Origin of the sequence: Streptomyces sp. RB17 (genome assembly GCF_009604455.1) — a bacterium.
GTDB lineage: Bacteria > Actinomycetota > Actinomycetes > Streptomycetales > Streptomycetaceae > Streptomyces.
This window is the reverse complement of record NZ_WEGL01000007.1, coordinates 588,675-615,622: the sequence shown is the minus strand read 5'-3', so window position 1 is coordinate 615,622 and position 26,948 is coordinate 588,675. Positions and strand designations below refer to the sequence as shown.

Here is a 26,948-nt window from a genome sequence, read left to right as displayed (position 1 = left end):
AGGTCTCATTGTCGCCGACAACGTCGCGGTCGTATGTCGACTTGACGTCATTGACTGGCGGGTTTCGTACGAATAGCGCGTACGGTCACTCTGTGTATCACGGCAGGTCACGCCGGGCAACGAGGTCCGACCGGAACCCGTCGTGTGGTTGGGTCGTTGTCCTCCTTTACGACCTGGCACGTTTTCTGACGGCTGGTCGGGTGAGGCGTCGAGATGATGTTCTCATGGGCGAGGGCGGGAAACGGGACATGGCCCCGGCGGCGGCTTGATCGGAGCAGGGAAAACGGGCCGCGGCCGGATGCCGTGGCCCGTCCTCCTCTCCGTGCCGCCGAGGGGACCCCACGTCCCCCTCACCTGGCGGCTCCCCGTGACCCGACGGGGTGGATCGGGCGGGTGGTGCTCAGCTCGCGCCGAAGGCGCTCGTGCCCTGCGGGGTGCCCCAGCCGGTCGGACCGTCGTAGCCCGACGTGGCGGTGCAGAAGTACGACGTCGAGCAGGTGCCGTTGCTGCCGCTGGTCACGTCGTTGAGGGCGGAGGTGCCGGCCGCGTTGTACGGGTACTGGGCCGGGTAGTCACTGCTGCCCGGGGTGCCGGCGAGGGCGTAGACCGAGGCGATGATGGGCGAGGAGGCGCTGGTGCCGCCGTAGGTGTTCCAGCCGGTGCCGTCGGAGCCGTAGGTGTCGTAGACGGAGACGCCGGTGGCGGGGTCGGCCACGGCGGACACGTCGGCGATCATGCGCCTGGCGCACCCGGAGTCGGTCTGCCAGCTGGGCTTGGCGTCGTAGGCGGAGCAGCCGGAGCCGGTGCCCTCGGTGCTGGAGGTGTTCCAGACGGACTCGGTCCAGCCGCGGCTGTCGGAGGAGGCCGACAGGCTGGTGCCGCCGACGGCGGTCACGTACCGGGAGGCGGCCGGGTACTCGGCGCCGTAGCCCTCGTCGCCCGCGCTGGCGGTGATGGCGACTCCCGGGTGCTTGTAGTACGAGGAGTCGTACGTCGTGTCGGAGGAGGACTCCGAGCCGCCGTAGCTGTTGGAGACGAACCTGGCGCCCAGCTTGACGGCCTCGTTCACCGCGGTGCCCAGGTCGGCGTCGGACGCGGACTTCGCCTCGACCAGCAGGATGTTGCAGTTCGGGCAGGTCGCGCTGACCATGTCGAGGTCGAGGGAGATCTCACCGGCCCAGCCGCTGTCGGCGGAGGGGAGGGAGGTCGTGGAGCCGGTCTGGCCGACCTTGCTGAAGCAGCCGTTGTCGGTGGTGCAGTCCGGCAGGCCGTAGTACGACCGGTACGCCGCGAGGTCGGACTCCGCGTTCGGGTCGTCGTAGGCGTCGACGATGGCGACGGTCTCGCCGGAGCCGTTCGAGGAGGCGGCGTCGGTCAGGCCGTACGCCGACTGGATGTCGCTCGGTCCGTAGCCGGTCGGGGAGTCGGAGGCGGCTTCGGGCCGCACCGTCTTCGGCGTGATGCCCTTCAGGGCCGCCTGCTTCTCCATGAAGGCGGTGGTGCCGCCGGTGACGCGGAGGGCGTCGCAGGCGGCGTAGCCCTTCTTCGGGGTGGCGCCGCACGCCTTCTCGTAGCGCACGTGGGCCTTGGCGACCTGGGCGGCGATGGTCCTGGCGCTCACCTTGTGGGGCGTGGCGGCGGCTTCGGCGTGGGCCGCGGTGGTCATACCGGCGGCGAGGAGTGCGGCGGTGGCCGCGGCGGCGGATCCGATCCGGCGCCATCTGCCGCGTATGTGGGGGGAGTTGGGGGTGGTCGTACGCAAGGTACAGCCTCCTGTGAGTGGTGGACAGGGGCCTGCGGGTGTGGGGGACCACCGGTGGGTGACCGGTGGGGGCGGCGGCCCGCGACGACCATCACCTTGTTGAGTACGCGACAACAAGCGGCTTTCGGAATCCTGACTCCCGCGTTACTCAAGGTGGTTGGGGGATTGCTGATCAATGGCAGTGTGCTGGAGCTGTGCTGGGCGTGGCTTGACCCGGGGCACGGATTCCGCACGATCCCGTGCGGAGGGGGCCCGTCGGGCTCATCGGGCTCATCGGGCCCGTCGGGTTCATCGGGCCCGTCGGGTTCATCGGGCCCGTCAGGCTCGTCGGGGCTTGAGGCCGTGCAGCAGCAGATGGACGTGTTCGTCCAGGCCGTCCATGGCCTCCTCGGCGTCGAGCGCGCAGGCGGCGATGAGAGCGGCGAGGCCGTGCAGGCTCGCGGCGGCGATCATGGTGATCCGTTCGGGGTCGCCGGCGACGATGTCGCCCTGCTCCTGCGCCTCCGCGATCATCCGGGCGAAGGAGCCGAGGGACTCGTCGACGGCCGCGGCGAGCTGGGCGGAGCTGTCGGGCGCGTGCTTGCGCGCGAACATCAGCTCCAGCAGCTCCGGGTTCTCGACGGCGAAGCCGAGGTAGGCGCGGGCGAGTGCCGCCATGCGCCCCTCGAAGGTGAGCCCCGGCTGTCCGGCGGCGGTGTCCAGGGCTCGGTTCAGCCGCTCGTAGCCGTCCAGCGCGAGGGCGTCTATCAGCGCCTGCTTGTCCTTGAAATGCCGGCCGGGTGCCGCGTGGCTCACGCCGATGTCCCGGGCCAGCTCGCGCAGCGACAGCGCGCCGACCCCCTTCTCGCGCAGGGTGTGCTCGGCGCTCTTGAGCAGGGCGGCGCGCAGGTCTCCGTGGTGGTAGGGGCGGCTCGACGGCGACGGCGACGGCGACGGCGACGGGGACAGGCGCGGCATGCCGACCATCGTAACCTGATGTTGTCATTGACAGCATTGTTGTCGGTGCCTACTTTGGGGGCATGGCTGAGACGACCGAAGCGCGCACCCCGCGCTCATGGAACGCGACCCACCTTCCCGACCTGACCGGCCGTACGGCCGTGATCACCGGCGCCAACAGCGGACTCGGCCTGGTCACGGCCGAGGCGCTGGCCCGGGCCGGAGCGCATGTGGTGTTCGCCGTACGGGACCTCGCGCGGGGCGGCGCCGCCGCGGCGAAGGCGAGCGGCAGCACCGAGGTGCGCCGCCTGGACCTGGCCGACCTGGACTCGGTGCGGGAGTTCGCGGCCGGCTGGGACCGCCCGCTGGACCTGCTGATCAACAACGCCGGCGTGATGATGCTGCCGGAGCAGCGCACCAAGCAGGGCTTCGAGATGCAGTTCGGCACGAACCACCTGGGTCACTTCGCGCTGACCAACCTGCTTCTGCCGTATGTGACGGACCGGGTGGTGACGGTGTCCTCGGGCCTCCACCGCGGGGGCGACGGAGTGATCCACTTCGAGGACGTCAACCTGCGCGGCCGCTACACCCCCACCCGCGCCTACGCCCAGTCCAAGCTGGCCAACCTCCTGTTCACCCTGGAACTCCAGCGCCGTCTCACCGAGGCCGGCTCCGCCGTCCGCGCCTTCGCCGCGCACCCCGGCTACGCGGCCACCAACCTCCAGAGCCACCACGCGAACTCCCTGGTCAGGGGCTTCATGGCCGTCGGCAACAAGGTCTTCGCACAGAGCGACAGGGCAGGCGCCCAGCCGACCCTCTACGCCGCGAGCCAGGACCTCCCCGGCGCGTCCTACGTCGGCCCCTCCGGCCTCGGCGAGATGCGCGGCGCGCCCACCCTGGTCGGCCGCAGCACGGCGGCCAGCGACCCTGCGGCGGCCCGGCGGCTGTGGACCCTGTCCGAGGAGCTGACCGGGGTGGAGTGGCCGCTGAAGCCGGTCAGCCGAGCGTGACGCGTCTGTCCGTGCCGAGCTGTCGGTGACCGCCGGCCGGGCAGCACAGGTCGTGCGGGCCCATGAAGCCCATGAAGCCCATGAAGCGAGCCCACAGGGAACACGTCCGGGTATGTATGAAAGTTCATCGGTGAACTTCCGGCTCGACGGCCGTACCGCTCTGGTGACCGGTTCGGTGCGCGGGCTGGGGCTGGAGATGGCACGGGGCCTGGCCGGGGCAGGGGCGCGGGTCGTCCTGAACGGGCGGAATCCGGCCGCCCTGGAACCCGTGGCGGCGCGACTGCGGGCGGAGGAGGGCTACGACGTCACCGCCGCCGCGTTCGACGTCACCGAACGGGAGGCCGCCGAGGAGGCGGTGCGCGCCCTGGGCGACCTCGACATCCTGGTCAACAACGTCGGCCACCGCGACCGGCGGGGCGTGGCGGAGATGACCCCGCAGGAGCTGTCCTCACTGCTCGACGTCCACCTGACCTCGGCGTACGCCCTGAGCCGGACGGTGGCGAGGGGCCTGACCGCACGCGGAGCGGCCGGCCGGATCATCAACGTCTCCTCGGTGGTCGGCCAGCTGGGCCGCACCGGGGACGTCGCGTACGCCACGGCGAAAGCGGGCCTCGACGGCCTGACCCGCGCCCTCGCCGCCGACCTCGGCCCGAGCGGTACGACGGTCAACTCGGTGGCACCGGGCACCTTCGCGACGGACGTCAACGCCGAGCTGGCGGCCGACCCGGGGTGGGAGCGGTGGCTGCGGACGCGTACGGCGCTGGGGCGGTGGGGGCGGCCGGAGGAGATCGCGGGGGTCGTGGTGTTCCTGGCGAGCGATGCGGCGTCGTTCATCACGGGGCAGACGATCGCGGTGGACGGGGGGATGACGACGACGTTCTGAGCGAAGCCGCGGACGGTCGCGTCCGGGCCGGGACCCAGTCCATGACGTAACGTAATCACGGCTGGTCGTGGCGGTGTTGCGGGGCAACCCCCGCGCCCATCGGGACGTTTCACAGGAAAATCTCAGCTAAGTCGCAGATGGATTCTCACGTTCGTGGGGGACAGTGAGCACTGATGAAGCGCATCTCACGCATCACGGTCACCTCGCGTCCCGCGCTGCTCGGGGCCGTGGTGATGCTTGCCCTGACCTCGGCGTCCGTCGCGGCAGCCGATGACGGGCCGGGGCCCCTCGGGGTCACCGCCGCCGATGCCGTCGCGACCCGGCAGTCGGTGCGCGTCGGCGCGCTGTTCGGTGCCGACCGGGCCGAGGACCTGGCCGGCGGCCACTTCTGCACGGCCTCGGTCGTGCACAGCCCGCGGGGCAACCTCCTCGTCACCGCCGCGCACTGCGTGAACGACGCCGACAACGACCTGGTGTTCGTGCCCGGCTACCGGGACGGACAGGCGCCGTACGGGGTGTGGAGGGTCGGGAAGCGCTACCTGCCCGACGACTGGGCCAAGGACCAGGACGAGAACAGCGACCTGGCCCTCGTCACCGTCGACGACCTGGACGGCAAGCGGATCGAGGACGTGGTGGGGGCCAACCGGTTCACTCCGGGTACGGCCACGGGCGCCACCGCCGTCACCGTCACCGGCTACCCCGACTCCCGTGAGGTGCCCATCAGCTGCACCAACAAGCCGGTCGCGCACAGCAGCACCCAGCAGCGCATCGACTGCCCCGCCTTCGCCAGCGGCACCAGCGGCAGCCCCTGGATCAACGGGAACAACCAGGTCGTCGGCATCCTCGGCGGTCACGAGGAGGGCGGCTCGACCGACGACGTGTCGTACAGCGTCGTACTGGCCGGCAAGGCGGCCGAGCTGTACCAGGACGCGATCGGCGACCCCTGAAGGGCAGGGAACAGGAAAGCGGCTGCCGCGGGGGGTGCACCCCACGGCAGCCCTGGTCCGGATGGCCCGACGTTGGCTCAGCGGCTCGCCGCCACCGGGGCCGTCTTCCCGTCCGTCGCCTTCACCGCGGGCTTCTCGGCCGCGGCCTTCGCCGCCGCTGCCGCCGCCGTGCGCTGGGCGACCCGGCGCAGGTACAGGTTGTTGAAGATCAGCGCCGGCGCGGTCAGCGAGGCGCCGGCCACCTGCATGCCGGCCGGGACCACACCGGTCAGCGCGGAGATGACGAACGCGGTGATGGGAACGACGTCCATGAAGAGGACACCGTTGAGCGGGCCGAGGTAGCGGTTGCCGAAGTTCCAGCCGAGGACGCCCACGAAACCGGCGATGACGCTCATGTAGGCGAGCTCGGGGAGGATCGTCGTCACGGTGTGCGCGCTCGGGACCGGGACGCCGCCCGTGGCCAGCATGACCGCCGTGATGACGGTGGCGCCGGCCGGGCCCAGGACCGTGGTGATCGCGGTGTACTTGATCGGCGACCAGCCCGCCCGCGCTCGGCGGCCCGCGTCCTCGTCTCCGCGTTCTTCGGCATGCAGCACATCTCCGACGCCCTCAGCCGCCGCGCGGATCTCGCCGAGCGGTACGGGGAGTTGTGGGCGGTGGTGCTGGAGGGGTTGCGGGCCTGAGGAAGCGGCTCACACGTCGTACGGGACCGTTGCCGGGGACATGTCCCGCCCGGCTGCGGGCTGGAGAGACACGAAGTGGTCGAACTCGCCTGCCTGTACGCCGAGTACGAAGGCGTTCCACTTGTGGCGGGTGGTCGTGACGACGGTGTCCGCGGAGCGGAGACGGAGGGGGGTGTCGTCGCCTGCGCTCCGGCCGGTGGGGGACGGCTCCCTTTTGAGGCCGGTGAGCAGGGCATCAAAGGCGGCGGGGGCGGTGGTGAGGACGGCTCCCGTGGGGTCGGTGGATTCGGTGAGGTGTATGGCGCCGGGGGTGGCGGCGACGTGTATGCAGGAATCGCCCTCGGAGCAGTAAGAGGACTTCTGCCAGTTCTGTGGGTTCATGACGTTCCTTCACAGCTCTCGCATCACGTTGCGGACAAGGTCTCGGGTCTTCTCGGGGGCGAGCGCCACGGCATCGATCCGCTCGAAGAGGCTGCGGTACTTGTGAAGTTGGGCCTCGGCATCGAGGAACGCGAGACCGTGGGCCTGGTCCAGGTGGACGGTGTCCAGCTGCGGCACTGGTCCGTACGCGTAAAAGATCGACTGCCCGGATCCCGGGTAGGCGCCGGCCTCGAAGGTGATGGCGCGCAGCGTGATGTGGTCACGGTCGCTCATGTCAAGCAGGTGTTGCAGCTGTTGCCGGGTTGCCGCCGGGCCGCCGACCTGCATCCGGAGGGCGGCCTCGTGGACGATCGCCTCGTACGGGGTGGGGGTGTTCTCGTCGTAGAGGATCGCCTGTCGTTTGATGCGGAATGAGAGGCGGTGCTCGATGTCGGGCGGCGAGAGTTCGGTGACCGCCTGGCGGAAGATTTCGAGGGCGTACTCGCGAGTCTGGAGCAGCCCGGGGATACGGGCTGTGGTGCTGGCGCGCAGCGACCGGGCATGGTGCTCCAGTTCCGCCAGGTCGAGGAGCGAGTTCGGAAGCAACTCGCGGTACTGCTCCCACCAGCCGCGCTTGCGTTCCGAGGTCATGGCCGCGAGCGCGTGGATGAGGGGCTTGTCGGAGCAGTCGTAGTGGCAGGCGATGGTGTGCACCCGCTCGGGGCTCACGCCTACGCGACCGGCCTCCATGTTGCTGACCTGCGCCTGCTTGATACCCAGGAGTTGACCGGCCTCGGTGGAACTCAAGCCTGCGCGCTCACGCAGTTTCCGCAGCTCCGCGCCGAAGCGCAGCTGGCGACCCGTTGGGTTCCTCACGGGCGTGCCGCCTCCTCGCTGTCACTCACATGGGTGGTAGGTGAAGGAGATGCCTAGTTTTCAGTGAATACCTTCACTGTCTGTCGCTACCTTACAACTGGGCCCCTCGCTCAGAAGCGCACCGCCCGACCGGGCGACAGGCCACTGGGCTATCGAACAACCGCACCTCAACGCCCCTTCCCGAACGGAGACTTCGATGCCCACCGTATCCAAGCCCTGGACCTACACCCTGCACCTCCCACACGATCCACGTGCGCCTGGGATCGCCCGCGCAACCCTGCGTACCGTCCTCGCCGCGCACGACCTCTCCTCGCTCACCCCCACCGCCGAACTGGTGGCCGCCGAGCTGCTCGCCAACGCGCATCTGCACACCTCCGGCCCCTACGCCCTGCGTCTCCTCGGGAGGGAGTCGGGCCGGCTGACGGTGGGCGTCTGGGACGGCGACCCGCACGTGCCGCCCGGCTTCACCGGTGACGCCGCGCCCGTGGTCGTGCAGGAGGACGCGGAAAGCGGGCGCGGGCTGCAGCTCGTGCGGGCCTGTGCCGACTCCTGGGGGGTCTCCGTGCTGCGGGAGCTGGGGGCATCCCGGGGCGGGAAGCTGCTGTGGGCCGATTGTCAGAGCCGTGACTTAGTGTAGTCGAGATCGATCGGAGCGTATTGGAGGGTGTACGTGACCACGATGAGCGCGCGTGACGCGGAGGCACGACAGGAGGCGGTCTGCGGGTGCAGATCACGGGAGGGGAAATGGTGACGTCCCGGCCTCCGTGTGGCAGGCACGCGGGCGTGGTGAAGCGGTTGCGACGGCAGCTCGAGGGTATGGCCCTTCCCGACGGGTTGGATGTGTACGAGGTGTCCTCGATCGCCCTCCCCGAGGACCCGGACGACTACGTGACGCCGGACCTGATCGTTCTGCCCATGGAGCGGGAGGACGACGACGACTGGCTCGCCTCCCCGGAGGACACGGCGTTCGCCGTCGAGGTCGTCTCCCCTTCCGAGAAGTCCCGGGGCATCCGCGACAAGGCCGACTGGTACGCCGTGGCGCGTGTCCCCCTGCTGCTCGTCATCGACCCGCGTAACGGCACGTGGGCCCTGCACAGCCGCCCGGACAACGGCGCCTATCAGGACGTACTGCTGGGGAAGTTCGGGGAGGCGGTGCCGTTGCCCGAGCCGTTCGGTGCCGATGTCGGCACCGGCGACTTCCCGGTGTACGGCCAGGCCGCGTGCCCGGACCCGACCGGCGATCAGTAAACACCCCGGACGGCCAACTGATCTTCATGGCAGGGTGGGTCCGTGGACGCACTCAAGCCCCAGGACCCATCGCACATAGGCACGCACACGGTGCTCGCCCGGCTCGGGGCGGGTGGGATGGGGCGGGTCTATCTCGGGCGGTCGCCCGGCGGGCGGCTCGTCGCCATCAAGGTGATCCGGGACGAGATCACCGACCATCCCGAGGCGCTGACCCGGTTCCGGCGCGAGGTGGAGACGGCGCGGGCGGTCCGGAGTGCGTATACGGCCAACCTGATTGACGCCTCGTTGGACGCCGCCCCTTATTGGCTGGCCACCGAGTACGTCGCCGGACCCACCCTCGCCAAGGCCGTGGCGGAACACGGCCCGCTGCCGCCGGAGACCTGCCTCGGGCTGTTCGCCGCGCTCGCCGAGGGGCTCGCCGCCGTCCACGCTCACGGGGTCACGCACCGGGACCTCAAGCCGCAGAACGTCATCCTCGCCGCCCAGGGCCCGCAGCTCATCGACTTCGGCATCGCCCGCGGCGCGGGGCAGACCGCCCTCACCGACGCCGGGTTCGTGCCCGGCACGCCCGGCTTCACCGCCCCCGAGGTGCTGCTGCGCAACGAGGTCGGACCGTCGGCCGACGTGTTCGCCCTCGGTGCCACGCTCGCGTACGCGGCGACAGGCCGGGCCCCGTTCGGCAGCGGCGACCCGAACGGGGTCAGCTACCGCGCCGTCCACGAAGCCGTCGACCTGGCCGGTGTCGCACCGGAGTTGGGGGCCTTGATAGAGGCGTGCGCGGCCAAGGACGCCGCCACCCGGCCGGGACTCGCCGAGGTGATCGCCCGCTGCGGGGTGCGCACCGCGCTCGTGGAGGACCCGGTCTACGCCGGCTTCGCCGCACAGGGCGAGGCCACACCGCAGATGCCGCCGACGCCCGCACGACGGCCAGTGGCGCCGCCGGTGGGGCCGCACGATCTGCCGACGGTGGGACCCGCGCCGTACGGCCCGTCCGGCTACACGCCCACCGAGCTGGCCGCCCGGCCGAGCCGCGGTCCGAGCAGACGGAGGACGATGGCCGTGGCCGTGGGGCTCGTGGTGGGCGTCTCTGCGGCCGCCGCGCTCGTGCTCACCCAGCGGGGCGACGGCAAGGACCCCGCGCGGGGCCGGGCTTCCGCGAGCGCGCAGGCCACGGCGACCAGGTCGGCCACCGGCAAGGGCGGCCCACCCGCATACGCGGGCGACGACATCGACCGCACCTTCTGGCAGTCGTCGACGGCGCAATGCCAGCTGCCGACCGAGGAACACGCGCCCGCGGACTTCATGACCTCGGTGTCCGACCCCGACGACCCCGCCAAGAGCGGTGAGCGCCTGATCCTCGACCGCCGGGTGAAGATCGGGATACGGAGCAACGGCTATGCCTCGAGCGCCGGAGCCCACGCCCCGTACTACGTGACCGTCAGCGTGAAACCGCCGCACAGCATCGACCCGAGCACCGGAAAACCCGCCGCCGGGGTGTTCACGCCCAACGTGACGCTGGGGTACACCAGCAAGCCCGTCGACCTGTACGGCGGCGACGCCACCTCCTGGAAGTACCTCACCTACCCGGACGACTTCCGTTCCTGGCATCCGAACGGGAAGCAGTCCTGGCCCGCCATCCCGCTCACCAACGATCCCGGTGACTGGACCGTCGAGTGGCACCACATCCGCACGCCGCACGACTACAGCAGCATCATGTGCGGCGGCTTCACTGTGAAATGACGCCACTTCATGCCGAAAGCGCCTTGAACCGTCGGCACATGGGGGAAAGTTGAACCGTGCGGAAGGTGTGGGTGATCGGTGGGGCGGCCGTCGGGCTCGGCATGGGCTTCGTCATGCTGCTCGTCATCGGGGTGTACGTCGTCGCCGGGAACCTCCTCAACGGAGTCGGCGCGGGAAGCCGGGCGCTCGCGCAGGGTGCCGTACCGGCCGCCTACAAGTCGCTCGTGCAGAAGTGGGGCAACCTGTGCCCGGCGCTCAGCCCCGCGCTGCTCGCCGCCCAGCTGTACCAGGAGAGCGGCTGGAACCCAACCGTCGTCAGCCCGGCCGACGCGCGGGGCATCGCTCAGTTCATCCCCAGTACATGGGCTACGCACGGCATCGACGGCAACGGCGACGGCAAGCGGGACATCTGGGACCCCAACGACGCGATTCCGTCGGCCGCTTCGTACGACTGCGAACTGGCGAAGTATGTGAAGGACGTGCCGGGCAACGCCTCGGACAACATGCTCGCCGCCTACAACGCCGGTGCCTACCGCGTGATAAAGGCCGGCGGGGTTCCTGCCATCAGCGAGACGCAGAACTACGTCAAGCGGATCCGCAGCCTGGAGCAGAGCTTTGCCGCGCCCGTCAGCCGCATCGACCCCACCCAGCAAGCCGCCGGTGCCATTGCCTTCGCGCAGAGCAAGTTGGGGACGCCCTATCTGTGGGGCGGGGAGGGGGCGGCCGAGCAGGGTGGGCGGTTCGACTGTTCGGGGCTGACGCAGGCCGCGTACGCGAAGGTCGGGATCACGCTGCCGCGGGTGGCCAATGATCAGTACAACGCCGGGCCGCATCCGTCGCGGGATCAGCTTCTGCCGGGTGATCTCGTGTTCTTCTCCACCGACCTCAGCGATTCGCGGGCCATCCATCACGTGGGGATCTATGTGGGGGGCGGGTACATGATCGACGCGCCGCGGACGGGGGCCGTCATCCGGTTCGACCCGATCGACACCCCGGACTACTTCGGCGCCACCCGCGCGACCGAAGATGGCGCGAAAGCGCTCCCCACGACGATCTGACAGACTGTGACCGAGCGTGAACCCACCCCCTGAGCTGCGATGATGAGTCTCTCTTCGATAACGTCTGCGTGATCATTCGGTGGAGAGTGGAACGTATTCATGGGGACCGTGCGTTCCTGTTGACGTAGCCGAGCGGACGTCAGTACGGGCAGTGCGACAGTGCAGCGGAAGCGGATCTACGAACCACGGGGGTAGGAGCGACGCACACGAGGTGCGTCCGGTAGACGACGAAGGGGCCGCAGCACCATGGCTGTACTCGCCGAATCCGGATCGAACCCCGACGTCGAGCTGCTCTACGACATCAATGGCCTGGCCAAGGACGCGCCCCACTGGTTCGACCGGGTCATGGAGTTCGTCGGTGAGTACGGGCTGCTGGTCGCCATGGTGCTGCTCGTGCTGTGGTGCTGGCTGTCCGTGCGGCGCCGGGGCGGCGAGGATGCCGCGTCCTCCGTCGCCGCGCTGGTGTGGGCGCCGCTCGCGGCCGGCATCGCGGTGCTGGTCAACGTTCCGATCCGGGGCTTCGTGGAACGCCCCCGCCCCTTCGTCGATCACCAGGGGCTGGACGTCCTCTTCTCCGGCAAGACCGACTTCTCCTTCGTCAGCGACCACGCGACGATCACCATGGCGCTGGGCGTCGGGCTCTTCGTCGCCAACCGCCGCTTCGGGATCGCGGGCCTCGGGATCGCGCTGCTGGAGGGGTTCTGCCGGGTCTACATGGGCGTGCACTACCCGACGGACGTCGTCGGGGGCTTCGCGCTGGGTACGGCGGTCGTGCTGCTGCTCTCCCCGCCGGCCATGGCGCTGCTCACCCCGCTGATGCGAGCCGTGGAGCGGTCGCCCCGGGCGGGGTGGGTCGTACGCGGGCGTGCGGCGAGCGGGGCGCGCGAGGGGGCGCTGCTGCCGGCCGCCCGTACGGCGGTGGAGTCGGAGGAACGGGACCTCGCGGCGTAGCCGACGGCAGTGGGGCGCCCCGAAGGGAGCCCCGTCTCACAACCCCTGCGCGTAAGAGAAGAACCTCTGCGGGTCGTACTGCTTCTTCACCTTCCCCAGCCGCGTCACCGCGTCTCCGTAGTACGCCTTCTTCCAGTCCCGCAGCGTCGGGTCGGTGTAGTTCTGGTACGCCGCCCCGGAGGCGTAGGGGGCCATCGCCTGGTGGGCCGACGTGAGCCAGGACTGGGCCGTACCGCCGGAGGCCCCCGCGCCCCAGGAGGCTATGTACTGGGCCAGCATCCGGGAGCGGCGGTGGACGAAGGCCGTCGCGGTGGGGGAGACGCGGTTGACCGCGCCGCCGAGGGCGGTGAACGCGATGCTGCCCGCGCCGCCCCGGACCGAGGCGATCTGCCGCAGCACCGTCTGGATGCCCGCCGCCGAGAGCGAGCGGTCGAAGAAGTCGGAGCGGGCCGCGTACGTCTCCCGGCCCAGGCGGCCCTGCGGGGAGCGGCCGGGGGTGGAGCCGGGCAGGTGGCACTGGGCGTCCGTGGAGAAGGAGGAGCAGTTGGCGTAGATCTCCATCGCCTCCTCGTAGCCCCGGCGGCGCAGGCTGACGGAGGAGGCGTTCGCGCCGGCCGCGTGGGCCAGGCGGTCCACGGCGTTCTGGAGTTCGCCGTAGGTGCCGAGGGAGAAGCACGACACGGAGATGGTGGGGGTGCGGCCCGGTGAGCACTCCAGGTGCAGGGCGGACCAGATCTCGTCGGGCTGGCTCGGGCCCCACTCCTGCCAGGCCTTCAGCACGGCCGCGGCCTTGGCCCAGGGCCAAGTCATGTACGCCGTCACCGCCTGCGGGGCGGGGTGGGTCTTGAACTGCAGCTCGGTGACGACGCCGAAGTTGCCGTTGCCGGCGCCGCGCAGCGCCCAGAAGAGGTCGGAGTGATTCCGTGAGTCGGCCGTCACCTGGGTGCCGTCGGCGGTGATCAGCGTCGCCTGGGTGAGGCTGTCGCAGGTCAGGCCGTAGGCGCGGGAGACGACGCCGTGGCCGCCGCCGAGCACCAGGCCGGAGACGCCGACGGTGGGGCAGGAGCCCGCGGGTATGGTCACGCCCTTCGCGGCGAGCGCCCGGTAGACGTCGATCAGCTTGGAGCCGGCGCCGACCACCGCCGTCCCGCCGGAGACCCGTATGCGGTTCAGCCGGGACACGTCGAGGATGAGGCGGTTGTCGCCGGAGGAGTAGCCCGCGTAGGAGTGGCCGCCGTTGCGTATGGACACCCGGACGCCGTGGGCCTGGGCGTAGGTGAGGGTCGTACGGATGTCGCCGGCGTGGGCGACGTACGCGACCGCGGCGGGCTTCAGGCCGTCGAAGCGGGTGTTGTAGAGCTGGTGGGCCGTGTTCCAGGTCGCGTCGCCGGGCCGGACCAGGGTGCCGTCCAGGTCATGGGCGAGGGCCGTCCAGTTGGCGGCGGCGTTCGCGCTGGTGGTCTTGAGGGACGTGAGCGAGGATGAGCCCGTGCTCGCCGAGGCGGTGGACCTGCCCGCGCCCGAGCTGCAGCCGGTCAGTGCGGTCGCGGCCAGCACGGCCGTGCCGCCCGCGATGAACGTACGCCGTTCCATGCCCATCGTCCTGTGTCGCCTTTCCGCGGGCCCCCTTGGCCCTTCGTGGGGTGAGACGACCGCATGGGCACGTTGGTTCGTAACAGTTCGCGCACAGGGATCCGCAACAGTCCTCACACAGGAAAACGAACGTCGAAGACGTGTGCGTGTGACCCGATCGCCGGAACCTCCACGTGCCCTCCCCGTGAGCATTCCGTGACCTAACCGGGCCGACGGCAGGGGTTCACCCCCCGTTCACTTCCGGCCATCGGCGGCTTCACCTGTTCTGCCTAATTTCGGCCGTGCACGGTGCGGAGCGCGGCCATTTGCGCCCGCGCTACCTCCATACCTCGCACGCCGCCGGCAAGCGGCGGCTCCTGGAAGGAACTCCCGAAAGTGATGCTTCAGCGCAAGAACCGGCTGCGCGCCCTGTCGCTCGGTGCGATCGCCGTGACCGGCGCCCTGGCCCTGACGGCGTGCGGCTCCGACGACAACGGTGGCGGTTCGAAGGCGTCGGGCAGCCCGTCCGGCTCCACCAACGCCTCCTCGATCAAGTGTGACAACGCCAAGGGTCAGCTGCTCGCAGACGGCTCCTCCGCGCAGAAGAACGCGATCGACGCGTGGGTCAAGAACTTCTCCCAGGCCTGCGGCGTGCAGATCAACTACAAGGGCGGCGGCTCGGGCGCCGGTGTCACCTCGTTCACCCAGGGCCAGCTCGCCTTCGCCGGTTCCGACTCCGCGCTGAAGCCCGACGAGGTCACCGCCTCCAAGAAGGTCTGCAACGGCGGTCAGGGCATCGACCTGCCGATGGTCGGCGGCCCGATCGCCCTCGGCTACAACGTCCCGGGTGTCGACAACCTGGTCCTGGACGCTCCGACGACCGCCAAGATCTTCGACAGCAAGATCACCAACTGGAACGACCCGGCGATCAAGAAGCTGAACCCGTCGGCGAAGCTTCCCGACCTCAAGATCCAGGCGTTCCACCGCTCGGACGAGTCCGGCACGACGGACAACTTCACCAAGTACCTGATCGCCACCACCCCGGACAACTGGAAGTACTCCGGCGGCAAGGCCTGGCAGGCCAAGGGCGGCCAGTCCGCTCCGCAGTCCGCGGGTGTGGCCCAGCAGGTCAAGCAGACCTCCGGCGCCATCGGCTACTTCGAGCTGTCCTACGTCAAGGACGGCATGAAGGCCGTCTCCATCGACACCGGTGCCAGCAAGCCGGTCGCGCCCAGCACCGACTCCGCCACCGCCGACATCGCGGCCGCCAAGGTCATCGGCACCGGCAAGGACCTGTCGCTGAAGCTGGACTACGCCACCAAGGCCGAGGGTGCCTACCCGATCACCCTGGTGACGTACGAGATCGTCTGCGACAAGGGCAACAAGGCGGACACCCTGCCCGCCACCAAGGCGTTCCTGCGCTACATCGCCAGCGAGGACGGCCAGAAGATCCTCTCCACGATCGACTACGCGCCCGTCCCCGACGAGATCATCAGCAAGGTCCGCACCACCATCGAGGGCCTGAGCTGACCTGATCCGAAAGTGCGGCCCGTGCCCGACAGGGCCCGGGCCGCACCGTCCGGTGCACCGCCGCCACGAGCCACCGCCCCGCACACGCGGCCGGCTCCGCAGACCGGAGAACCCGATGGACATATCGACCAAGACAACCGACGCACCTCCCCCCACGCCCTCGCTGTCCGAGCAGAAGCGCAACGCCCGCGGCGCGACCCGCCCCGGTGACCGCATCTTCCTCGGCCTGACCCGGGGGTCCGGCATCCTGCTCCTGGTGATCATGGCCGCGATCGCGGTCTTCCTCACCTACCGTGCCTCCCTCGCGATCAGCAAGGACCACGGCAACTTCCTGACCACCTCCGAGTGGAACACCAACCTCATCCCGCCGACCTTCGGCATCGCGGTGCTGGCCTTCGGCACGATCGTCTCCTCGGTCATCGCCATGGTCATCGCCGTCCCGGTCGCGGTCTCCATCGCGCTGTTCATCACGCACTACGCACCGCGCCGCCTGTCCAGCCCGGTCGCGTACGTGATCGACCTGCTCGCCGCCGTGCCGTCCATCGTCTACGGCCTGTGGGGCGCCCTGGTCCTCGTGCCGCACATGAACGGCCTCTACGGCTGGCTCAACGACTTCTTCGGCTGGACCGGGATCTTCTCCTGGGACAAGGGCGCCCCGCGCTCGATGCTCACCGTCGGCCTCCTGCTCGCGATCATGATCCTGCCGATCATCACCAACGTGAGCCGCGAGGTCTTCCGCCAGGTCCCGCGCATGCACGAGGAGGCCGCCCTGGCCCTCGGCGCCACGCGCTGGGAGGTCATCCGCATGTCCGTGCTGCCGTTCGGCCGCTCCGGTGTGATCTCCGCGTCGATGCTCGGCCTCGGCCGCGCGCTCGGCGAGACGATGGCCGTGGCCACCGTGCTCTCCCCCGACTTCATCGTCCACGCCAGCCTGCTCAACCCGGGCGGCGGCACCTTCGCCCAGAACATCGCCAGCAAGTTCAGTGAGGCGACGGAGTTCGGCCGGGACGCGCTCATCGCCTCCGGTCTCGTCCTCTTCGTCATCACCCTGCTGGTCAACGGCGCGGCCCGGCTGATCATCGCCCGCCGTGCGGAGTACTCGGGGGCCAACGCATGAGCACCGCAAGCCTGACCGACAAGCGCCCGAGCACCCTGCGCGGTGCCAGCCTGCCGAAGTGGTCGCCGTGGGCGATCGCCGCCGGCTCCCTCGTCCTGGGCATCGGCATCTCCCTGGCCGCCGGCCTGCACAGCAATGTCCAGTGGGGCCTGATCGCCGCGGTCCTGTTCGTCCTCGGTACGTACGTGATCGCCGCGCGCGTCGAGGGCCGCCGCCAGGCCAGGGACCGGGTCGCGACCAGCCTCGTCTGGGTCGCCTTCCTGCTCGCCGTGATCCCGCTGGTCTCCCTGATCTGGGTGACCGTCGCGCGCGGCGTGAAGGTCCTGAACGTCTACTTCCTCACCCACTCCATGGGTGTCGTCGCCGACACCGATCCCGGTGGCGGCATCTACCACGCCATCATCGGCAGCCTGGAGCAGGTCGGCCTCGCCACTCTGATCGGCGCCCCGATCGGCGTGCTCACCGCGATCTACCTGGTGGAGTACGGCCGCGGCAGGCTCGCCAAGGCCGTCACCTTCTTCGTCGACGTGATGACCGGTATCCCGTCGATCGTCGCGGGTCTGTTCATCCTGTCGCTGATGCTCATCTTCAAGATGCAGCCGTTCGGCTTCGCCGGTTCGCTGGCCCTGGCCATCCTGATGATGCCGGTGGTCGTGCGATCCACCGAGGAGATGCTCAAGCTCGTCCCGAACGAGCTGCGTGAGGCGTCCCTGGCGCTCGGCGTGCCGAAGTGGCGCACCATACTGAAGGTGGTCCTGCCGACCTCCATCGGCGGCATCACCACCGGCGTCATGCTGGCGATCGCCCGTATCGCCGGTGAGACCGCGCCGGTGCTGCTGCTGGTCTTCGGCAACCCGTTCATCAACAACAACCCCTTCGAGGGTGCGCAGTCGTCGCTGCCGCTGTACATCTATCAGCAGTTCGCGAACAGCGCGGGTTCCGGAGCGGCGTACGACAGGGCATGGGCGGCCTCGCTCACGCTGATCGCCTTCGTGATGATCCTCAACCTGGTGGCCCGCGGCATCGCCCGCTGGAAGGCCCCGAAGACCGGTCGCTGACGGCGGCCACACAGCGACCGAGCTTGAATTTCTGGAAGTGAAGTAGACGACATGGCCAAGCGAATCGACGTAAGCGGACTCACCGCCTACTACGGCTCCCACAAGGCGATCGAAGACATCTCGATGACCGTCGAGCCGCGTTCGGTGACGGCGTTCATCGGCCCCTCCGGCTGCGGCAAGTCGACGTTCCTGCGCACGCTGAACCGGATGCACGAGGTCACCCCCGGTGGCCGTGTGGAGGGCAAGGTGCTGCTGGACGACGAGGACCTGTACGGCGCCGGGATCGACCCGGTGTCCGTCCGCCGCGAGGTGGGCATGGTCTTCCAGCGCCCGAACCCCTTCCCCACGATGTCGATCTACGACAACGTGGCGGCGGGTCTGCGCCTCAACGGCAAGTACCGGAAGTCGGAACTGAACGACGTCGTCGAGAAGTCCCTGAAGGGCGCGAACCTCTGGAACGAGGTCAAGGACCGCCTGAACAAGCCGGGCTCCGGCCTGTCGGGTGGCCAGCAGCAGCGCCTGTGCATCGCGCGGGCGATCGCGGTGGAGCCCAAGGTCCTGCTGATGGACGAGCCCTGCTCGGCCCTCGACCCCATCTCCACGCTGGCGATCGAGGACCTGATCGGCGAGCTGAAGGAGCGCTTCACGATCGTCATCGTGACGCACAACATGCAGCAGGCGGCGCGTGTCTCGGACCGTACGGCGTTCTTCAACCTCGCGGCGGTGGGCCAGCCCGGCCGTCTGATCGAGATCGACGACACCGAGCGCATCTTCTCCAACCCGTCCGTCCAGGCGACCGAGGACTACATCTCCGGCCGCTTCGGCTGAGCCGAGGCCGGGTGTCATAGAACCCCTCGCGGTGCTGCATGGCGGTGCCACCGCGAGGACGCAAGAGGGCCCGCCCCTGGCTCCCGGGGGCGGGCCCATTGCGTTCGCCTCGGGCCGCGGGACGGCCGTCGGGGCGGTTACGGATTGAGGTCGAGCACGCGGACCGGCTCGCCGATCCACGCGTCCGGGGCGGTGGTGGCGATGAGCTCCGTCGGGACGGTCCGGGGGGGGCTGAGCGGCGTACGGACAGTGCGCCGCGGCCCACGTGTTGTGCGGTGAGATGCTCCGCGGTCTGCGGTCCTGTTCCTCCGCGGGACCGGGCGCGTAGCCGGTCCACTCCTTCAGCGCGGCGCGGGCCTGCTCGGCCTGCTCGGCCGGGGCGAGCAGGGTCTCGGCGAGCCGGTCCCGGGCCTCCTCGGGGATGGGGACGTTGGCGTCGGCCGTCATCGGACTCCTCCGCACGCCACGGGCATGGGTACGTGTCCGTACCCTGCGGGGCAAGACGGAGGAAGGTTGCGGGTCGGGAGACGTGGGAGACGGGCTACAGCACCGTCAGCTTCTCCAGGCCGTAGGCCAGCGCGGCGACCAGCGCTGCGGCCGGCATCGTGATGAACCAGCCCAGGACGATGTTCTTGGCCACGCCCCAGCGGACGGCGTTGAGACGCTTGGTCGCGCCCACGCCCATGATGGCCGAGGTGATGACGTGGGTCGTGGAGATCGGCGCCTTGAAGAGGAACGCCGTACCGAACATGATCGACGCGCCGGTCGCCTCCGCGGCGAAGCCCTGCGGGGGGTCCAGCTCGATGATCTTGCGGCCGAGCGTGCGCATGATGCGCCAGCCGCCCGCGTAGGTGCCCAGGGACAGCATCACCGCCGAGACGATCTTCACCCAGACCGGGATCGGGTCGCCGAAGGTCTCGTGGCCGGAAATCACCAGGGCCATGACCACGACACCCATGGTCTTCTGGGCGTCCTGGAGGCCGTGGCCGAGCGCCATGCCGGCCGCCGAGACCGTCTGCGCGATACGGAAGCCGCGCTTGGCCTTGTGCGGGTTCGCCCGGCGGAACAGCCACATGATCGCGAGCATGACCAGGTAGCCGACGATCAGACCGACGACCGGGGACAGGAACATCGGGATGATGATCTTGTCCAGCACGCCGTTCCAGTGCACCGCCGTACCGCCCGCCAGGGCCGCGCCGACGAGGCCGCCGAACAGGGCGTGGGAGGAGGAGGAGGGGAGGCCGTAGTACCAGGTCGTCAGGTTCCAGACGATCGCGCCCAGGAGGGCCGCGAAGAGGATGCCCATGCCCGTCGAGCCCGAGGGCGTCTCGATCAGGCCCTCACTGACCGTCTTGGCGACCCCCGAGCCCAGGAAGGCACCGGCCAGGTTCATGACCGCCGCCATGGCGAGGGCCGCCCGCGGGGTCAGCGCCCGCGTCGACACCGACGTCGCGATCGCGTTCGCCGAGTCGTGGAAACCGTTGGTGTACGTGAAGAAGAGCGCGACCAGGATGGTCACGATCAGGGCGAAGGTGTCCATCGACGCCTCAGGACTCCTTGACGGCGATGGTCTCCACCGTGTTCGCCACGTGCTCGAACGCGTCCGCCGCCTCTTCCAGGACGTCCACGATCTGCTTGAGCTTGAGCACCTCGATCGCGTCGTACTTGCCGTTGAAGAGGTGGGCGAGCAGCTTGCGGTGGATCTGGTCCGCCTGGTTCTCCAGGCGGTTCACCTCGATCCAGTACTCGGTCAGGTTGTCCATCGTGCGCAGGTGGGGCATCGCCTCGGCCGTCAGCTCGGCCGCCCGGGCCAGGACCTCGATCTGCTGCTCGACGCCCTTCGGCAGTTCCTCGACGTTGTAGAGGACGACCAGGTCGACGGCCTCCTCCATGAAGTCCATGATGTCGTCGAGGGACCCGGCGAGGGAGTAGATGTCCTCGCGGTCGAACGGCGTGATGAACGAGGAGTTCAGCTGGTGGAAGATCGCGTGCGTGGCGTCGTCACCCGCGTGTTCCGCGGCCCGCATACGCTCTGCGATCTCGGCTCGGGCAGGTCCGTCCGCCCCGAGCAGTTCCATCAGGAGTTTCGAGCCGGTGACGATGTTGTCCGCGGAGGCGGCGAACATGTCGTAGAAGCTCGTCTCCCTGGGGGTCAGACGAAAGCGCACGTGGGGTCCTCGGGGTGCTTCGGTTTCGGTCAGGCTGATGCTAGGCGCATCATCCGGCCACGGCTAATGGGCCGCATCCCAGTGTCGCCCATCGGGCAGCGTGATCAGCACGGGGGCGTACCAAGGGCTCTCTACCCCGCGAAATTGGTTACCATATACCCACCAGGGGTATGTATCCCCGATTGTGTCCGCAGCTTGTCCCGCAACTCGTCCCGAGATGGAGGCCCGCGATGACGACGACCGAGGCCGGCGCCACGGCTCCCTCCGAGATCCCGGGTGGGGCCGCGGGTGAGACGGCGCACACTCCGCACGCCACGCACGGCTACCACAAGCAGAAGGACGAGCACCTCAAGCGGCTGCGCCGGATCGAGGGGCAGATCCGCGGCCTGCAGCGGATGGTCGACGAGGACACGTACTGCATCGACATACTGACCCAGGTCTCCGCCTCCACCAAGGCGCTGCAGTCCTTCGCTCTGCAGCTGCTGGAGGAGCACCTGCGGCACTGCGTGGCCGACGCGGCCCTCAAGGGCGGCGACGAGATCGACACCAAGGTGGACGAGGCGACGAAGGCGATCGGCCGCCTCCTGCGCTCCTAGGCGCCCGCGCCCCGGGCGCCCGCCGCCAGACGCCCGCGCTCCTGGCCGTCCCGTTCCTCGGACACCCGCAGCACCTCGTCGATGCTCTCCAGGCTCAGCCGGTCCTCGGCCGCGGAGGCCGCGATGATCAGCTCTCCGCACAGTTCGATCTCGGCGAGGGCCACGTGGTCCTGCACCGCCGTACCGCCGACCGGAGCCACCCGCCTCACCTCTTCTCTGCCGTCACCGACTTCCTAGAGTAGGCAGGGCTCTACACACCGCGCATGGCACGGACGGGCTACTTACGGGGTGGCGCCAGGGACTAGTTGCCGTCCTCGGCGATACGGCCCGCGTAGATGTCCGCCGAGCGCGGCAGCCGTACGGCGGCGGGGGCGCCGAAGTCGTAGAGCAGGGTCGTCGAGGCGACCGCCACGGGGGTCTTCTGCTTGCCGTTGACGAAGCTGAAGCGCTGCCGGAGCTTGCGGATGCGGCCCTGGTCGTCGAGATAGGCGTCGAACGGCACTTCGACCGTGGCGAACCCTTGCGCCGCCGCGGCCAGTGGTTCCCGGTTCTCGGCGGAGGCCCGGCGGGCCGCGCTGCCCAGGTCGGCCGTGCCCCGGAAGTGGCGTACGGCGGTGCCGCCGACCTCGGTCCTGCCGACGTACGTCGCCGTCCGCGTCCCGCGCAGCACCTCGGCCGCCGCGTACGGGTCGGTCGCGCCGCCGGTGACCAGGTTGCCGTCGGACAGCGTCGCGGTGTCCACCCGGACCCACTTGTCGGCGGGCACGCCCGCGCCCCGGTTCTTCATGAACAGGGCGCCGGGCGCGAGGAGTTCGGTGATCGGCTTGTGCTCGGAGGTGCCCGCCGGGTCCTCGGGCAGGACGACGGTGAGCCGGCCGAGCCGGTGCCGGTAGTCGTAGACGCCCTGGCCGCGGATGGTGACCCGGGTGCCGCCGGTGGCCATCTCCATGGAGGTGGTGGCTTTCGAACTGCCCGCGCTGAGCAGGGTGTCGGCGGCCCGCTGCAGGATCGCGACCGGGTCGCCCCCGCCCTTGACGTCCTCGGCGGCGGCCCCGCTGCCGGAACAGCCCGTGGCACCCGCCCCGAGGCCGAGCATGATGCCGACCGCGACGACCGTCCTGCCCGCGTTCCTGTGCTGCCGCCGTTCCATCGCCTGCCTACCCCCAAGCCGGTACGTCCGTCACGGGCCCCCTGTCGTCCGGTTAACGACGGGTAGGGGGCGCCGTCACGCGCCGCCGGGGGCGGGGAAAGCCATACGAACCCTTTAACCGCTATGTCGGTAACGTTGTCAGGGTGGCGCAGCAGCAGGGGCCGGATCGCGTCCGGCAGGGACCGGAGCACCTCACCTCGACGACGGAACAGGGCCGTTTCTGCGTGGCCCGCTGTACCTGCGGCTGGCGCGGTCCGGCCCGCCGGGCCCGCAGCCAGGCCCGTACGGACGCGGAGGCTCACGCCGCGGGTCTGTGAAGGGCGTCGACGAGTTCGCGGTCGCGGGGCTGGGTGAGGCGGCTGCGCGCCGCGGCGGGCGAGAGCCACAGGATGCGGTCCACCTCGGCGTTCGGGACGAAGCGGCCCGAGACCGCCTCGGCCGCCCAGTAACGCACCTGCTTCGGGCGGCCGTTCGCGAGATACCGCAGGGTCGGCAGCTCCTCGCCGGGCACAGCGCGGTACCCGGTCTCCTCCGCGACCTCCCGAAGGGCGCCCGCGAGCGCGTCCTCGCCGCGCTTGAGCTTGCCCTTCGGGTGCGACCAGTCGTCGTACTTCGGCCGGTGGACCAGACAGATCTCCAGGTCCCCGGAGACCGGCGAGCGGCGCCACAGCACGCAGCCGGCCGCCCGCACCAGGGTGTCGCTCACACCGCCTCCTTCGGAGAACTCAGGGTGCGCTGACGGTCCGCCTCTGCCAGGCCTGCTGGAAGGCGAACCTGGCGGCCTCCACCTCATGCCGCTGGTCGGCGTGGAGCACGCCGAGCGCGTACGCCGTCGCCGGGGCGATCCGGGGCGTACGGGCGGCCTGGGCCGCCGCCGCTGCCGCCTCCGACGCGTCCCGGTGCCGGTCCAGGGCCTGACCGGCCGCCAGCAGGCGTACGTCCACCGGTGCTCCCCCGGGCTCTCGGCTTCCCTCGGGCTGGGAGGTGCCCCCACCCTCGTGCAGCGCCTCCTGGGCGTACCGGTGCAGGCGCAGCAGCAGCCGTACCTGGTGCCAGGGGCCGTCCTGGGGGTGCGGGGACGGGTCCGGGGAGAGCCCGTGCACCAGGGCCTCCGCGTTGTACGGGTGGCCCGCGACGACCAGCGGGAGCCCGGCGATGGCGTCTGTCAGCCGTTCCTCCGCAGCGGCTGCCAGGGGGCGCAGGTCGGTGGTGGGCGCGGCGGGCGTCAGGGGGACCTCGCTGGCGAGTACGGCGACCTTGTCGGCCACGGCGTGAAACCGGGACGAGCCGAGGGCCTGCAGCGCCGTCGAGTGAGCCCTCGTCCGGGCCAGGGTCAGCTGGCGTTCGAGCAGCGCGCCCGCTTTTGCCGCGCCCACCGTGAGGTTGCCGCGCTCCGGTGCGGCGGTCGCCGCGCCACTGGTGGGGGCGGGCGCCGTTGCGGCCATCTCGACGGAAACCACCTGGCCCGGGAAAGCCGTCGCGCCCGACAGCCGGTGCAGCGCCAGCAGCAGCCGCTCCAACCGGGCCTCGTACGCGTGCTCCAGGCCCAGCGTGCCGGACAGCCAGGCCAGTTCGGGGCGCATCTCCTCGGACCAGTCGGCGTCGAGCAGCGGGCGGAAGGTGTGCAGGCTGCCGCTGATGCGGCGGGCCGAGCGGCGCAGCGCGCGCGCCGCGTCGACGGACTTCTCCGCGCCGTTGTCCGTCACGCTGGCCTGTGCTCGCGCGGGGCCCGCCCCGTTCGCACCGCCGGTCTCACGGTGCAGGCGCAGGGCGCGGAGGAACTCCGTGGCCTGGGCGCGCAGATACGCCGCGAGGGCGTCCCCGGTCACCACCTCGGCCGTGGGGTCCGTCGGGTCAAGGTGTTGCTGTGCCACGCCGGCGCCTCCGGGCGTCTATGAGCATCTCCTGGACGTTGCGCAGGGGTTGGCCGTCCGCGTCGGTCGCGTGTCGCGTCCACTCGCCGTCCGGACCGAGGTGCCAGGAGGAGGTCGAATCGGACATGCCGGTGTCGAGCAGCCGGTTGAGGGCTGCCCGGTGGGCGGGGTCGACGACCCGCACCAGCGCCTCTATCCGGCGGTCGAGGTTGCGGTGCATCATGTCGGCGCTGCCGATCCACACCTCGGGCTCGCCACCGTTGCCGAAGGCGAACACGCGGGAGTGCTCCAGGAAGCGGCCGAGTATCGAGCGGACCCGGATGTTCTCGGACAGGCCGGTGACGCCGGGCCGGATCGCGCAGATGCCGCGCACCCAGATGTCCACCGGGACGCCGGCCTCGGACGCGCGGTAGAGGGCGTCGATGACCGCCTCGTCGACCATCGAGTTGACCTTGAACCGGATGAAGGCCTGACGGCCCGCGCGGTGGTGCTGGACCTCCTTGTCTATCCGCGAGATCAGCCCGTCGCGCAGCGACTTGGGGGCCACCAGCAGGCGGCGGTAGGTCTCCCGGCGGGAGTAGCCCGACAGGCGGTTGAAGAGGTCGGAGAGGTCCGCGCCGACCTGCTGGTCGGCGGTGAGCAGGCCCAGGTCCTCGTACAGGCGAGCCGTCTTCGGGTGGTAGTTGCCCGTGCCGACGTGGCTGTAGCGGCGCAGGGTCTCGCCCTCCTGGCGGACCACCAGGGACAGCTTGCAGTGCGTCTTCAGGCCGACCAGGCCGTAGACGACATGGCAGCCCGCCTCCTCCAGCTTGCGCGCCCACTTGATGTTGGCGTGCTCGTCGAAGCGGGCCTTGATCTCGACCAGGACGAGGACCTGCTTGCCGGACTCGGCGGCGTCGATGAGCGCGTCGACTATCGGGGAGTCGCCGGAGGTGCGGTACAGGGTCTGCTTGATCGCGAGGACGTCCGGGTCGGCCGCCGCCTGCTCCAGGAAGGCCTGCACGGACGTGGAGAAGCTGTCGTACGGGTGGTGCAGCAGCACGTCCCGGGTGCGCAGGGCCGCGAAGATGTCCGGCGCGGACGCCGACTCGACCTCGGCGAGGTCGCGGTGGGTGCCGGCGACGAACTTCGGGTACTTCAGCTCGGGGCGGTCGAGGCTGTGGATGCGGAAGAGGCCGGTGAGGTCCAGAGGGCCCGGCAGCGGATAGACCTCCGCCTCGCTGATCTTCAGCTCGCGCACCAGCAGGTCCAGCACCTCGCGGTCGATGGACTCCTCGACCTCCAGGCGCACGGGCGGGCCGAAGCGGCGCCGCATGAGTTCCTTCTCCAGCGCCTGGAGAAGGTTCTCGGCGTCGTCCTCCTCCACTTCCAGGTCCTCGTTGCGGGTGAGGCGGAAGGCGTGGGACTCCAGCACCTCCATGCCCGGGAACAGCTCCTCCAGGTGCGCGGCGATGACGTCCTCGACGGGGACGTACCGGCCGGGGCTGCTCTCCAGGAAGCGGGACAGCAGCGGCGGCACCTTCACGCGCGCGAAGTGCTTGTGGCCGCTGACCGGGTTCCGCACGATCACGGCCAGGTTCAGGGACAGGCCGGAGATGTACGGGAAGGGGTGCGCGGGGTCGACCGCCAGCGGGGTGAGCACGGGGAAGATCCGGTGCCGGAAGAGCGTGAACAGGCTGGCCTGCTCCTTGTCGGTCAGCTCGCTCCAGCGGACCAGGTGGATGCCCTCCTCCGCGAGTGCGGGGGCGACGTCCTCCTGGTAGCAGGCGGCGTGCCGGGCCATGAGCTCGCGCGAGCGGGCCCAGATCATCTCCAGGACCTCGCGCGGCTGCAGCCCCGAGGCGGAGCGCGTGGCCACGCCGGTGGCGATACGGCGCTTCAGGCCGGCCACCCGAACCATGAAGAACTCGTCCAGGTTGCTGGCGAAGATCGCGAGGAAGTTCGCACGCTCCAGCAGCGGCGTGTTCGGGTCCTCGGCCAGCTCCAGGACGCGTTCGTTGAAGGCGAGCCAGCTGCGCTCACGGTCGAGGAAACGGCCCTGGGGCAGTGGCGTACCCTCGGCCTTCGACTCGTCGTACGCGTCGAGATCGGCGTCGAGGTCCGGCTCCAGATCGGAGACCGAGCCCGCGACGGTGCGCGAGCGGTGCGCGGCTATGGAGCCCACGTCGGGCTGGATGTGCTGGACCTCTGCCTGGGTGTCTTGCTGACTCATGAACCCATTCTTCCGCGCTACGGGCATGACAGGCGCGTCGGAACGTGCGGGCGGGAGCATCATGGCCCCGTTTCCCGCGGGCCCCTCGGGGGGCGGCGAAGGCTCTGGCACGGCGGGCTTCATTGGCCGAGCGTCGCAAGTCTGGCTGAATCGATGGTTACGGAGACATGACGTGCGGGATATCGGGGGGCGGCTCCCGGGGGTCCGGGTTGCGAAAGCGAGGCGGGCGGTGCGCGTGCGGTGGGGCGGCTGCGGCGCCCCGAAGAGGCGCGGGGCTGTCTTCGATACGTCGATGCGCGGCTCCGGGTGCACGGGCATGACCAACCACGACACGCCCGCAGCCGCCCGTCGGGTCCACGCGGCCGCACGGCGGCGGTTCCGGCCCGATC

At 70.2% G+C, this 26,948-nt stretch carries 27 protein-coding genes; 14 read left to right on the top strand and 13 right to left on the bottom strand.

What is annotated here, in order from left to right:
- Positions 1-400: 400 nt before the first annotated feature.
- A complete protein-coding gene (locus tag SRB17_RS31405) occupies positions 401-1,762 on the bottom strand; it encodes a S53 family peptidase (protein ID WP_153543473.1) in 1,362 nt (453 codons plus the stop codon).
- A 318-nt stretch (positions 1,763-2,080) separates the two neighbouring features.
- Positions 2,081-2,719: a TetR/AcrR family transcriptional regulator gene (locus SRB17_RS31400; RefSeq protein ID WP_153543472.1), complete on the bottom strand. Its 639-nt coding sequence runs from the start codon at positions 2,717-2,719 to the stop codon at positions 2,081-2,083.
- Between the two features lie 62 nt (positions 2,720-2,781).
- On the opposite strand from SRB17_RS31400, the gene SRB17_RS31395 reads away from it, so the two are divergent.
- The 3 genes from SRB17_RS31395 to SRB17_RS31385 all read left to right on the top strand — a co-directional run bounded on the left by SRB17_RS31395 (position 2,782) and on the right by SRB17_RS31385 (position 5,538).
- Positions 2,782-3,708, top strand: coding sequence for an oxidoreductase (locus SRB17_RS31395; RefSeq protein ID WP_153543471.1), 927 nt, complete (start codon positions 2,782-2,784; stop codon positions 3,706-3,708).
- Positions 3,709-3,838: 130 nt separating this feature from the next.
- Positions 3,839-4,591, top strand: a complete 753-nt coding sequence (locus SRB17_RS31390) for an SDR family oxidoreductase (protein WP_323376501.1) — start codon at positions 3,839-3,841, stop codon at positions 4,589-4,591.
- 173 nt (positions 4,592-4,764) lie between these two features.
- Positions 4,765-5,538, top strand: a complete 774-nt coding sequence (locus SRB17_RS31385; protein WP_153543469.1) for a trypsin-like serine peptidase — start codon at positions 4,765-4,767, stop codon at positions 5,536-5,538.
- Positions 5,539-5,615: 77 nt separating this feature from the next.
- Here SRB17_RS31385 and SRB17_RS31380 read toward each other — a convergent pair whose 3' ends face one another.
- The 3 genes from SRB17_RS31380 to SRB17_RS31365 form a co-directional block, all read right to left on the bottom strand.
- Positions 5,616-6,134: a hypothetical protein gene (locus tag SRB17_RS31380; RefSeq protein WP_228396362.1), complete on the bottom strand. Its 519-nt coding sequence runs from the start codon at positions 6,132-6,134 to the stop codon at positions 5,616-5,618.
- A gap of 96 nt (positions 6,135-6,230) precedes the next feature.
- The gene (locus SRB17_RS47690) at positions 6,231-6,602 is read right to left on the bottom strand and encodes a DUF397 domain-containing protein (protein ID WP_153543468.1); all 372 of its coding nucleotides are present in this window, start codon (positions 6,600-6,602) and stop codon (positions 6,231-6,233) included.
- A gap of 9 nt (positions 6,603-6,611) precedes the next feature.
- Positions 6,612-7,457, bottom strand: a complete 846-nt coding sequence (locus SRB17_RS31365) for a helix-turn-helix transcriptional regulator (protein ID WP_323376500.1) — start codon at positions 7,455-7,457, stop codon at positions 6,612-6,614.
- Positions 7,458-7,653: 196 nt separating this feature from the next.
- Between SRB17_RS31365 and SRB17_RS31360 the strand changes: the two genes are divergently transcribed.
- The 5 genes from SRB17_RS31360 to SRB17_RS31340 all read left to right on the top strand — a co-directional run bounded on the left by SRB17_RS31360 (position 7,654) and on the right by SRB17_RS31340 (position 12,454).
- Positions 7,654-8,094, top strand: coding sequence for an ATP-binding protein (locus tag SRB17_RS31360; RefSeq protein ID WP_194294191.1), 441 nt, complete (start codon positions 7,654-7,656; stop codon positions 8,092-8,094).
- Positions 8,095-8,180: 86 nt separating this feature from the next.
- Positions 8,181-8,705 (top strand): Uma2 family endonuclease, encoded by a 525-nt coding sequence (locus tag SRB17_RS31355; protein ID WP_323376498.1) that lies wholly within the window; start codon positions 8,181-8,183, stop codon positions 8,703-8,705.
- A gap of 42 nt (positions 8,706-8,747) precedes the next feature.
- Complete coding sequence (locus tag SRB17_RS31350) at positions 8,748-10,445, top strand: serine/threonine-protein kinase (protein ID WP_323376497.1); 1,698 nt, start codon at positions 8,748-8,750, stop codon at positions 10,443-10,445.
- A 101-nt stretch (positions 10,446-10,546) separates the two neighbouring features.
- Complete coding sequence (locus SRB17_RS31345; protein ID WP_153543593.1) at positions 10,547-11,503, top strand: NlpC/P60 family protein; 957 nt, start codon at positions 10,547-10,549, stop codon at positions 11,501-11,503.
- A 246-nt stretch (positions 11,504-11,749) separates the two neighbouring features.
- Positions 11,750-12,454, top strand: a complete 705-nt coding sequence (locus tag SRB17_RS31340; protein WP_153543466.1) for a phosphatase PAP2 family protein — start codon at positions 11,750-11,752, stop codon at positions 12,452-12,454.
- A 36-nt stretch (positions 12,455-12,490) separates the two neighbouring features.
- On the opposite strand, the gene SRB17_RS31335 is transcribed toward SRB17_RS31340, so the two are convergent.
- Positions 12,491-14,047, bottom strand: coding sequence for an FAD-binding oxidoreductase (locus SRB17_RS31335; RefSeq protein ID WP_153543465.1), 1,557 nt, complete (start codon positions 14,045-14,047; stop codon positions 12,491-12,493).
- Positions 14,048-14,422: 375 nt separating this feature from the next.
- Between SRB17_RS31335 and pstS the strand changes: the two genes are divergently transcribed.
- From pstS to pstB, 4 genes are all read left to right on the top strand, one after another.
- Positions 14,423-15,556 (top strand): phosphate ABC transporter substrate-binding protein PstS, encoded by a 1,134-nt coding sequence (gene pstS / locus SRB17_RS31330; RefSeq protein ID WP_323376496.1) that lies wholly within the window; start codon positions 14,423-14,425, stop codon positions 15,554-15,556.
- A 115-nt stretch (positions 15,557-15,671) separates the two neighbouring features.
- On the top strand, positions 15,672-16,673 hold the full coding sequence (gene pstC, locus SRB17_RS31325) for a phosphate ABC transporter permease subunit PstC (protein ID WP_153543463.1): 1,002 nt from the start codon (positions 15,672-15,674) through the stop codon (positions 16,671-16,673).
- The gene (gene pstA, locus SRB17_RS31320; protein ID WP_153543462.1) at positions 16,670-17,731 is read left to right on the top strand and encodes a phosphate ABC transporter permease PstA; all 1,062 of its coding nucleotides are present in this window, start codon (positions 16,670-16,672) and stop codon (positions 17,729-17,731) included. The genes pstC and pstA overlap by 4 nt, the downstream gene beginning before the upstream one ends.
- A 51-nt stretch (positions 17,732-17,782) precedes the next feature.
- Positions 17,783-18,559, top strand: coding sequence for a phosphate ABC transporter ATP-binding protein PstB (gene pstB, locus SRB17_RS31315; RefSeq protein ID WP_153543461.1), 777 nt, complete (start codon positions 17,783-17,785; stop codon positions 18,557-18,559).
- Between the two features lie 541 nt (positions 18,560-19,100).
- On the opposite strand, the gene SRB17_RS31310 is transcribed toward pstB, so the two are convergent.
- Positions 19,101-20,099 carry an inorganic phosphate transporter gene (locus SRB17_RS31310; protein ID WP_153543460.1) on the bottom strand — a complete coding sequence of 333 codons (999 nt, stop codon included), beginning with the start codon at positions 20,097-20,099 and terminating at the stop codon, positions 19,101-19,103.
- A 7-nt stretch (positions 20,100-20,106) separates the two neighbouring features.
- Positions 20,107-20,727, bottom strand: coding sequence for a DUF47 domain-containing protein (locus SRB17_RS31305; protein WP_323376495.1), 621 nt, complete (start codon positions 20,725-20,727; stop codon positions 20,107-20,109).
- 230 nt (positions 20,728-20,957) lie between these two features.
- Here SRB17_RS31305 and SRB17_RS31300 point away from each other — a divergent pair, with 230 nt between their 5' ends.
- Positions 20,958-21,323, top strand: coding sequence for a metal-sensitive transcriptional regulator (locus SRB17_RS31300; protein ID WP_153543459.1), 366 nt, complete (start codon positions 20,958-20,960; stop codon positions 21,321-21,323).
- On the opposite strand, the gene SRB17_RS31295 is transcribed toward SRB17_RS31300, so the two are convergent.
- Both SRB17_RS31295 and SRB17_RS31290 read right to left on the bottom strand, forming a co-directional pair.
- Positions 21,320-21,532, bottom strand: coding sequence for a hypothetical protein (locus SRB17_RS31295; protein WP_323376494.1), 213 nt, complete (start codon positions 21,530-21,532; stop codon positions 21,320-21,322). The two genes, SRB17_RS31300 and SRB17_RS31295, sit on opposite strands and share 4 nt — an antisense overlap.
- 92 nt (positions 21,533-21,624) lie before the next feature.
- Positions 21,625-22,473 carry a hypothetical protein gene (locus SRB17_RS31290; RefSeq protein ID WP_153543458.1) on the bottom strand — a complete coding sequence of 283 codons (849 nt, stop codon included), beginning with the start codon at positions 22,471-22,473 and terminating at the stop codon, positions 21,625-21,627.
- A 143-nt stretch (positions 22,474-22,616) separates the two neighbouring features.
- Here SRB17_RS31290 and SRB17_RS31285 point away from each other — a divergent pair, with 143 nt between their 5' ends.
- Positions 22,617-22,790: a hypothetical protein gene (locus tag SRB17_RS31285; protein WP_153543457.1), complete on the top strand. Its 174-nt coding sequence runs from the start codon at positions 22,617-22,619 to the stop codon at positions 22,788-22,790.
- Here the strand turns inward: SRB17_RS31285 and SRB17_RS31280 are convergent.
- Genes SRB17_RS31280 through SRB17_RS31270 form a run of 3 tightly spaced genes read right to left on the bottom strand, consistent with a single transcriptional unit; the run spans position 22,772 to position 26,682 of the window.
- Positions 22,772-23,179: an NUDIX hydrolase gene (locus SRB17_RS31280; RefSeq protein WP_323376493.1), complete on the bottom strand. Its 408-nt coding sequence runs from the start codon at positions 23,177-23,179 to the stop codon at positions 22,772-22,774. The two genes, SRB17_RS31285 and SRB17_RS31280, sit on opposite strands and share 19 nt — an antisense overlap.
- Positions 23,180-23,198: 19 nt before the next feature.
- Positions 23,199-24,347, bottom strand: coding sequence for a CHAD domain-containing protein (locus SRB17_RS31275; RefSeq protein ID WP_323376492.1), 1,149 nt, complete (start codon positions 24,345-24,347; stop codon positions 23,199-23,201).
- Positions 24,328-26,682 carry an RNA degradosome polyphosphate kinase gene (locus tag SRB17_RS31270; RefSeq protein WP_194294190.1) on the bottom strand — a complete coding sequence of 785 codons (2,355 nt, stop codon included), beginning with the start codon at positions 26,680-26,682 and terminating at the stop codon, positions 24,328-24,330. Before SRB17_RS31270 ends, SRB17_RS31275 begins: the two co-directional genes overlap by 20 nt.
- Positions 26,683-26,948: the final 266 nt, after the last annotated feature.

Coding starts and splice junctions, on each gene's coding strand:
- SRB17_RS31400 (WP_153543472.1), bottom strand. CDS start 2,719: ATGCCGCGCCTGTCCCCGTCGCCGTCGCCGTCGCCGTCGCCGTCGAGC.
- SRB17_RS31395 (WP_153543471.1), top strand. CDS start 2,782: ATGGCTGAGACGACCGAAGCGCGCACCCCGCGCTCATGGAACGCGACC.
- SRB17_RS31385 (WP_153543469.1), top strand. CDS start 4,765: ATGAAGCGCATCTCACGCATCACGGTCACCTCGCGTCCCGCGCTGCTC.
- SRB17_RS47690 (WP_153543468.1), bottom strand. CDS start 6,602: ATGAACCCACAGAACTGGCAGAAGTCCTCTTACTGCTCCGAGGGCGAT.
- SRB17_RS31360 (WP_194294191.1), top strand. CDS start 7,654: ATGCCCACCGTATCCAAGCCCTGGACCTACACCCTGCACCTCCCACAC.
- SRB17_RS31345 (WP_153543593.1), top strand. CDS start 10,547: ATGGGCTTCGTCATGCTGCTCGTCATCGGGGTGTACGTCGTCGCCGGG.
- SRB17_RS31340 (WP_153543466.1), top strand. CDS start 11,750: ATGGCTGTACTCGCCGAATCCGGATCGAACCCCGACGTCGAGCTGCTC.
- SRB17_RS31335 (WP_153543465.1), bottom strand. CDS start 14,047: ATGGAACGGCGTACGTTCATCGCGGGCGGCACGGCCGTGCTGGCCGCG.
- pstC (WP_153543463.1), top strand. CDS start 15,672: ATGGACATATCGACCAAGACAACCGACGCACCTCCCCCCACGCCCTCG.
- pstA (WP_153543462.1), top strand. CDS start 16,670: ATGAGCACCGCAAGCCTGACCGACAAGCGCCCGAGCACCCTGCGCGGT.
- pstB (WP_153543461.1), top strand. CDS start 17,783: ATGGCCAAGCGAATCGACGTAAGCGGACTCACCGCCTACTACGGCTCC.
- SRB17_RS31310 (WP_153543460.1), bottom strand. CDS start 20,099: ATGGACACCTTCGCCCTGATCGTGACCATCCTGGTCGCGCTCTTCTTC.
- SRB17_RS31300 (WP_153543459.1), top strand. CDS start 20,958: ATGACGACGACCGAGGCCGGCGCCACGGCTCCCTCCGAGATCCCGGGT.
- SRB17_RS31290 (WP_153543458.1), bottom strand. CDS start 22,473: ATGGAACGGCGGCAGCACAGGAACGCGGGCAGGACGGTCGTCGCGGTC.
- SRB17_RS31270 (WP_194294190.1), bottom strand. CDS start 26,682: ATGAAGCCCGCCGTGCCAGAGCCTTCGCCGCCCCCCGAGGGGCCCGCG.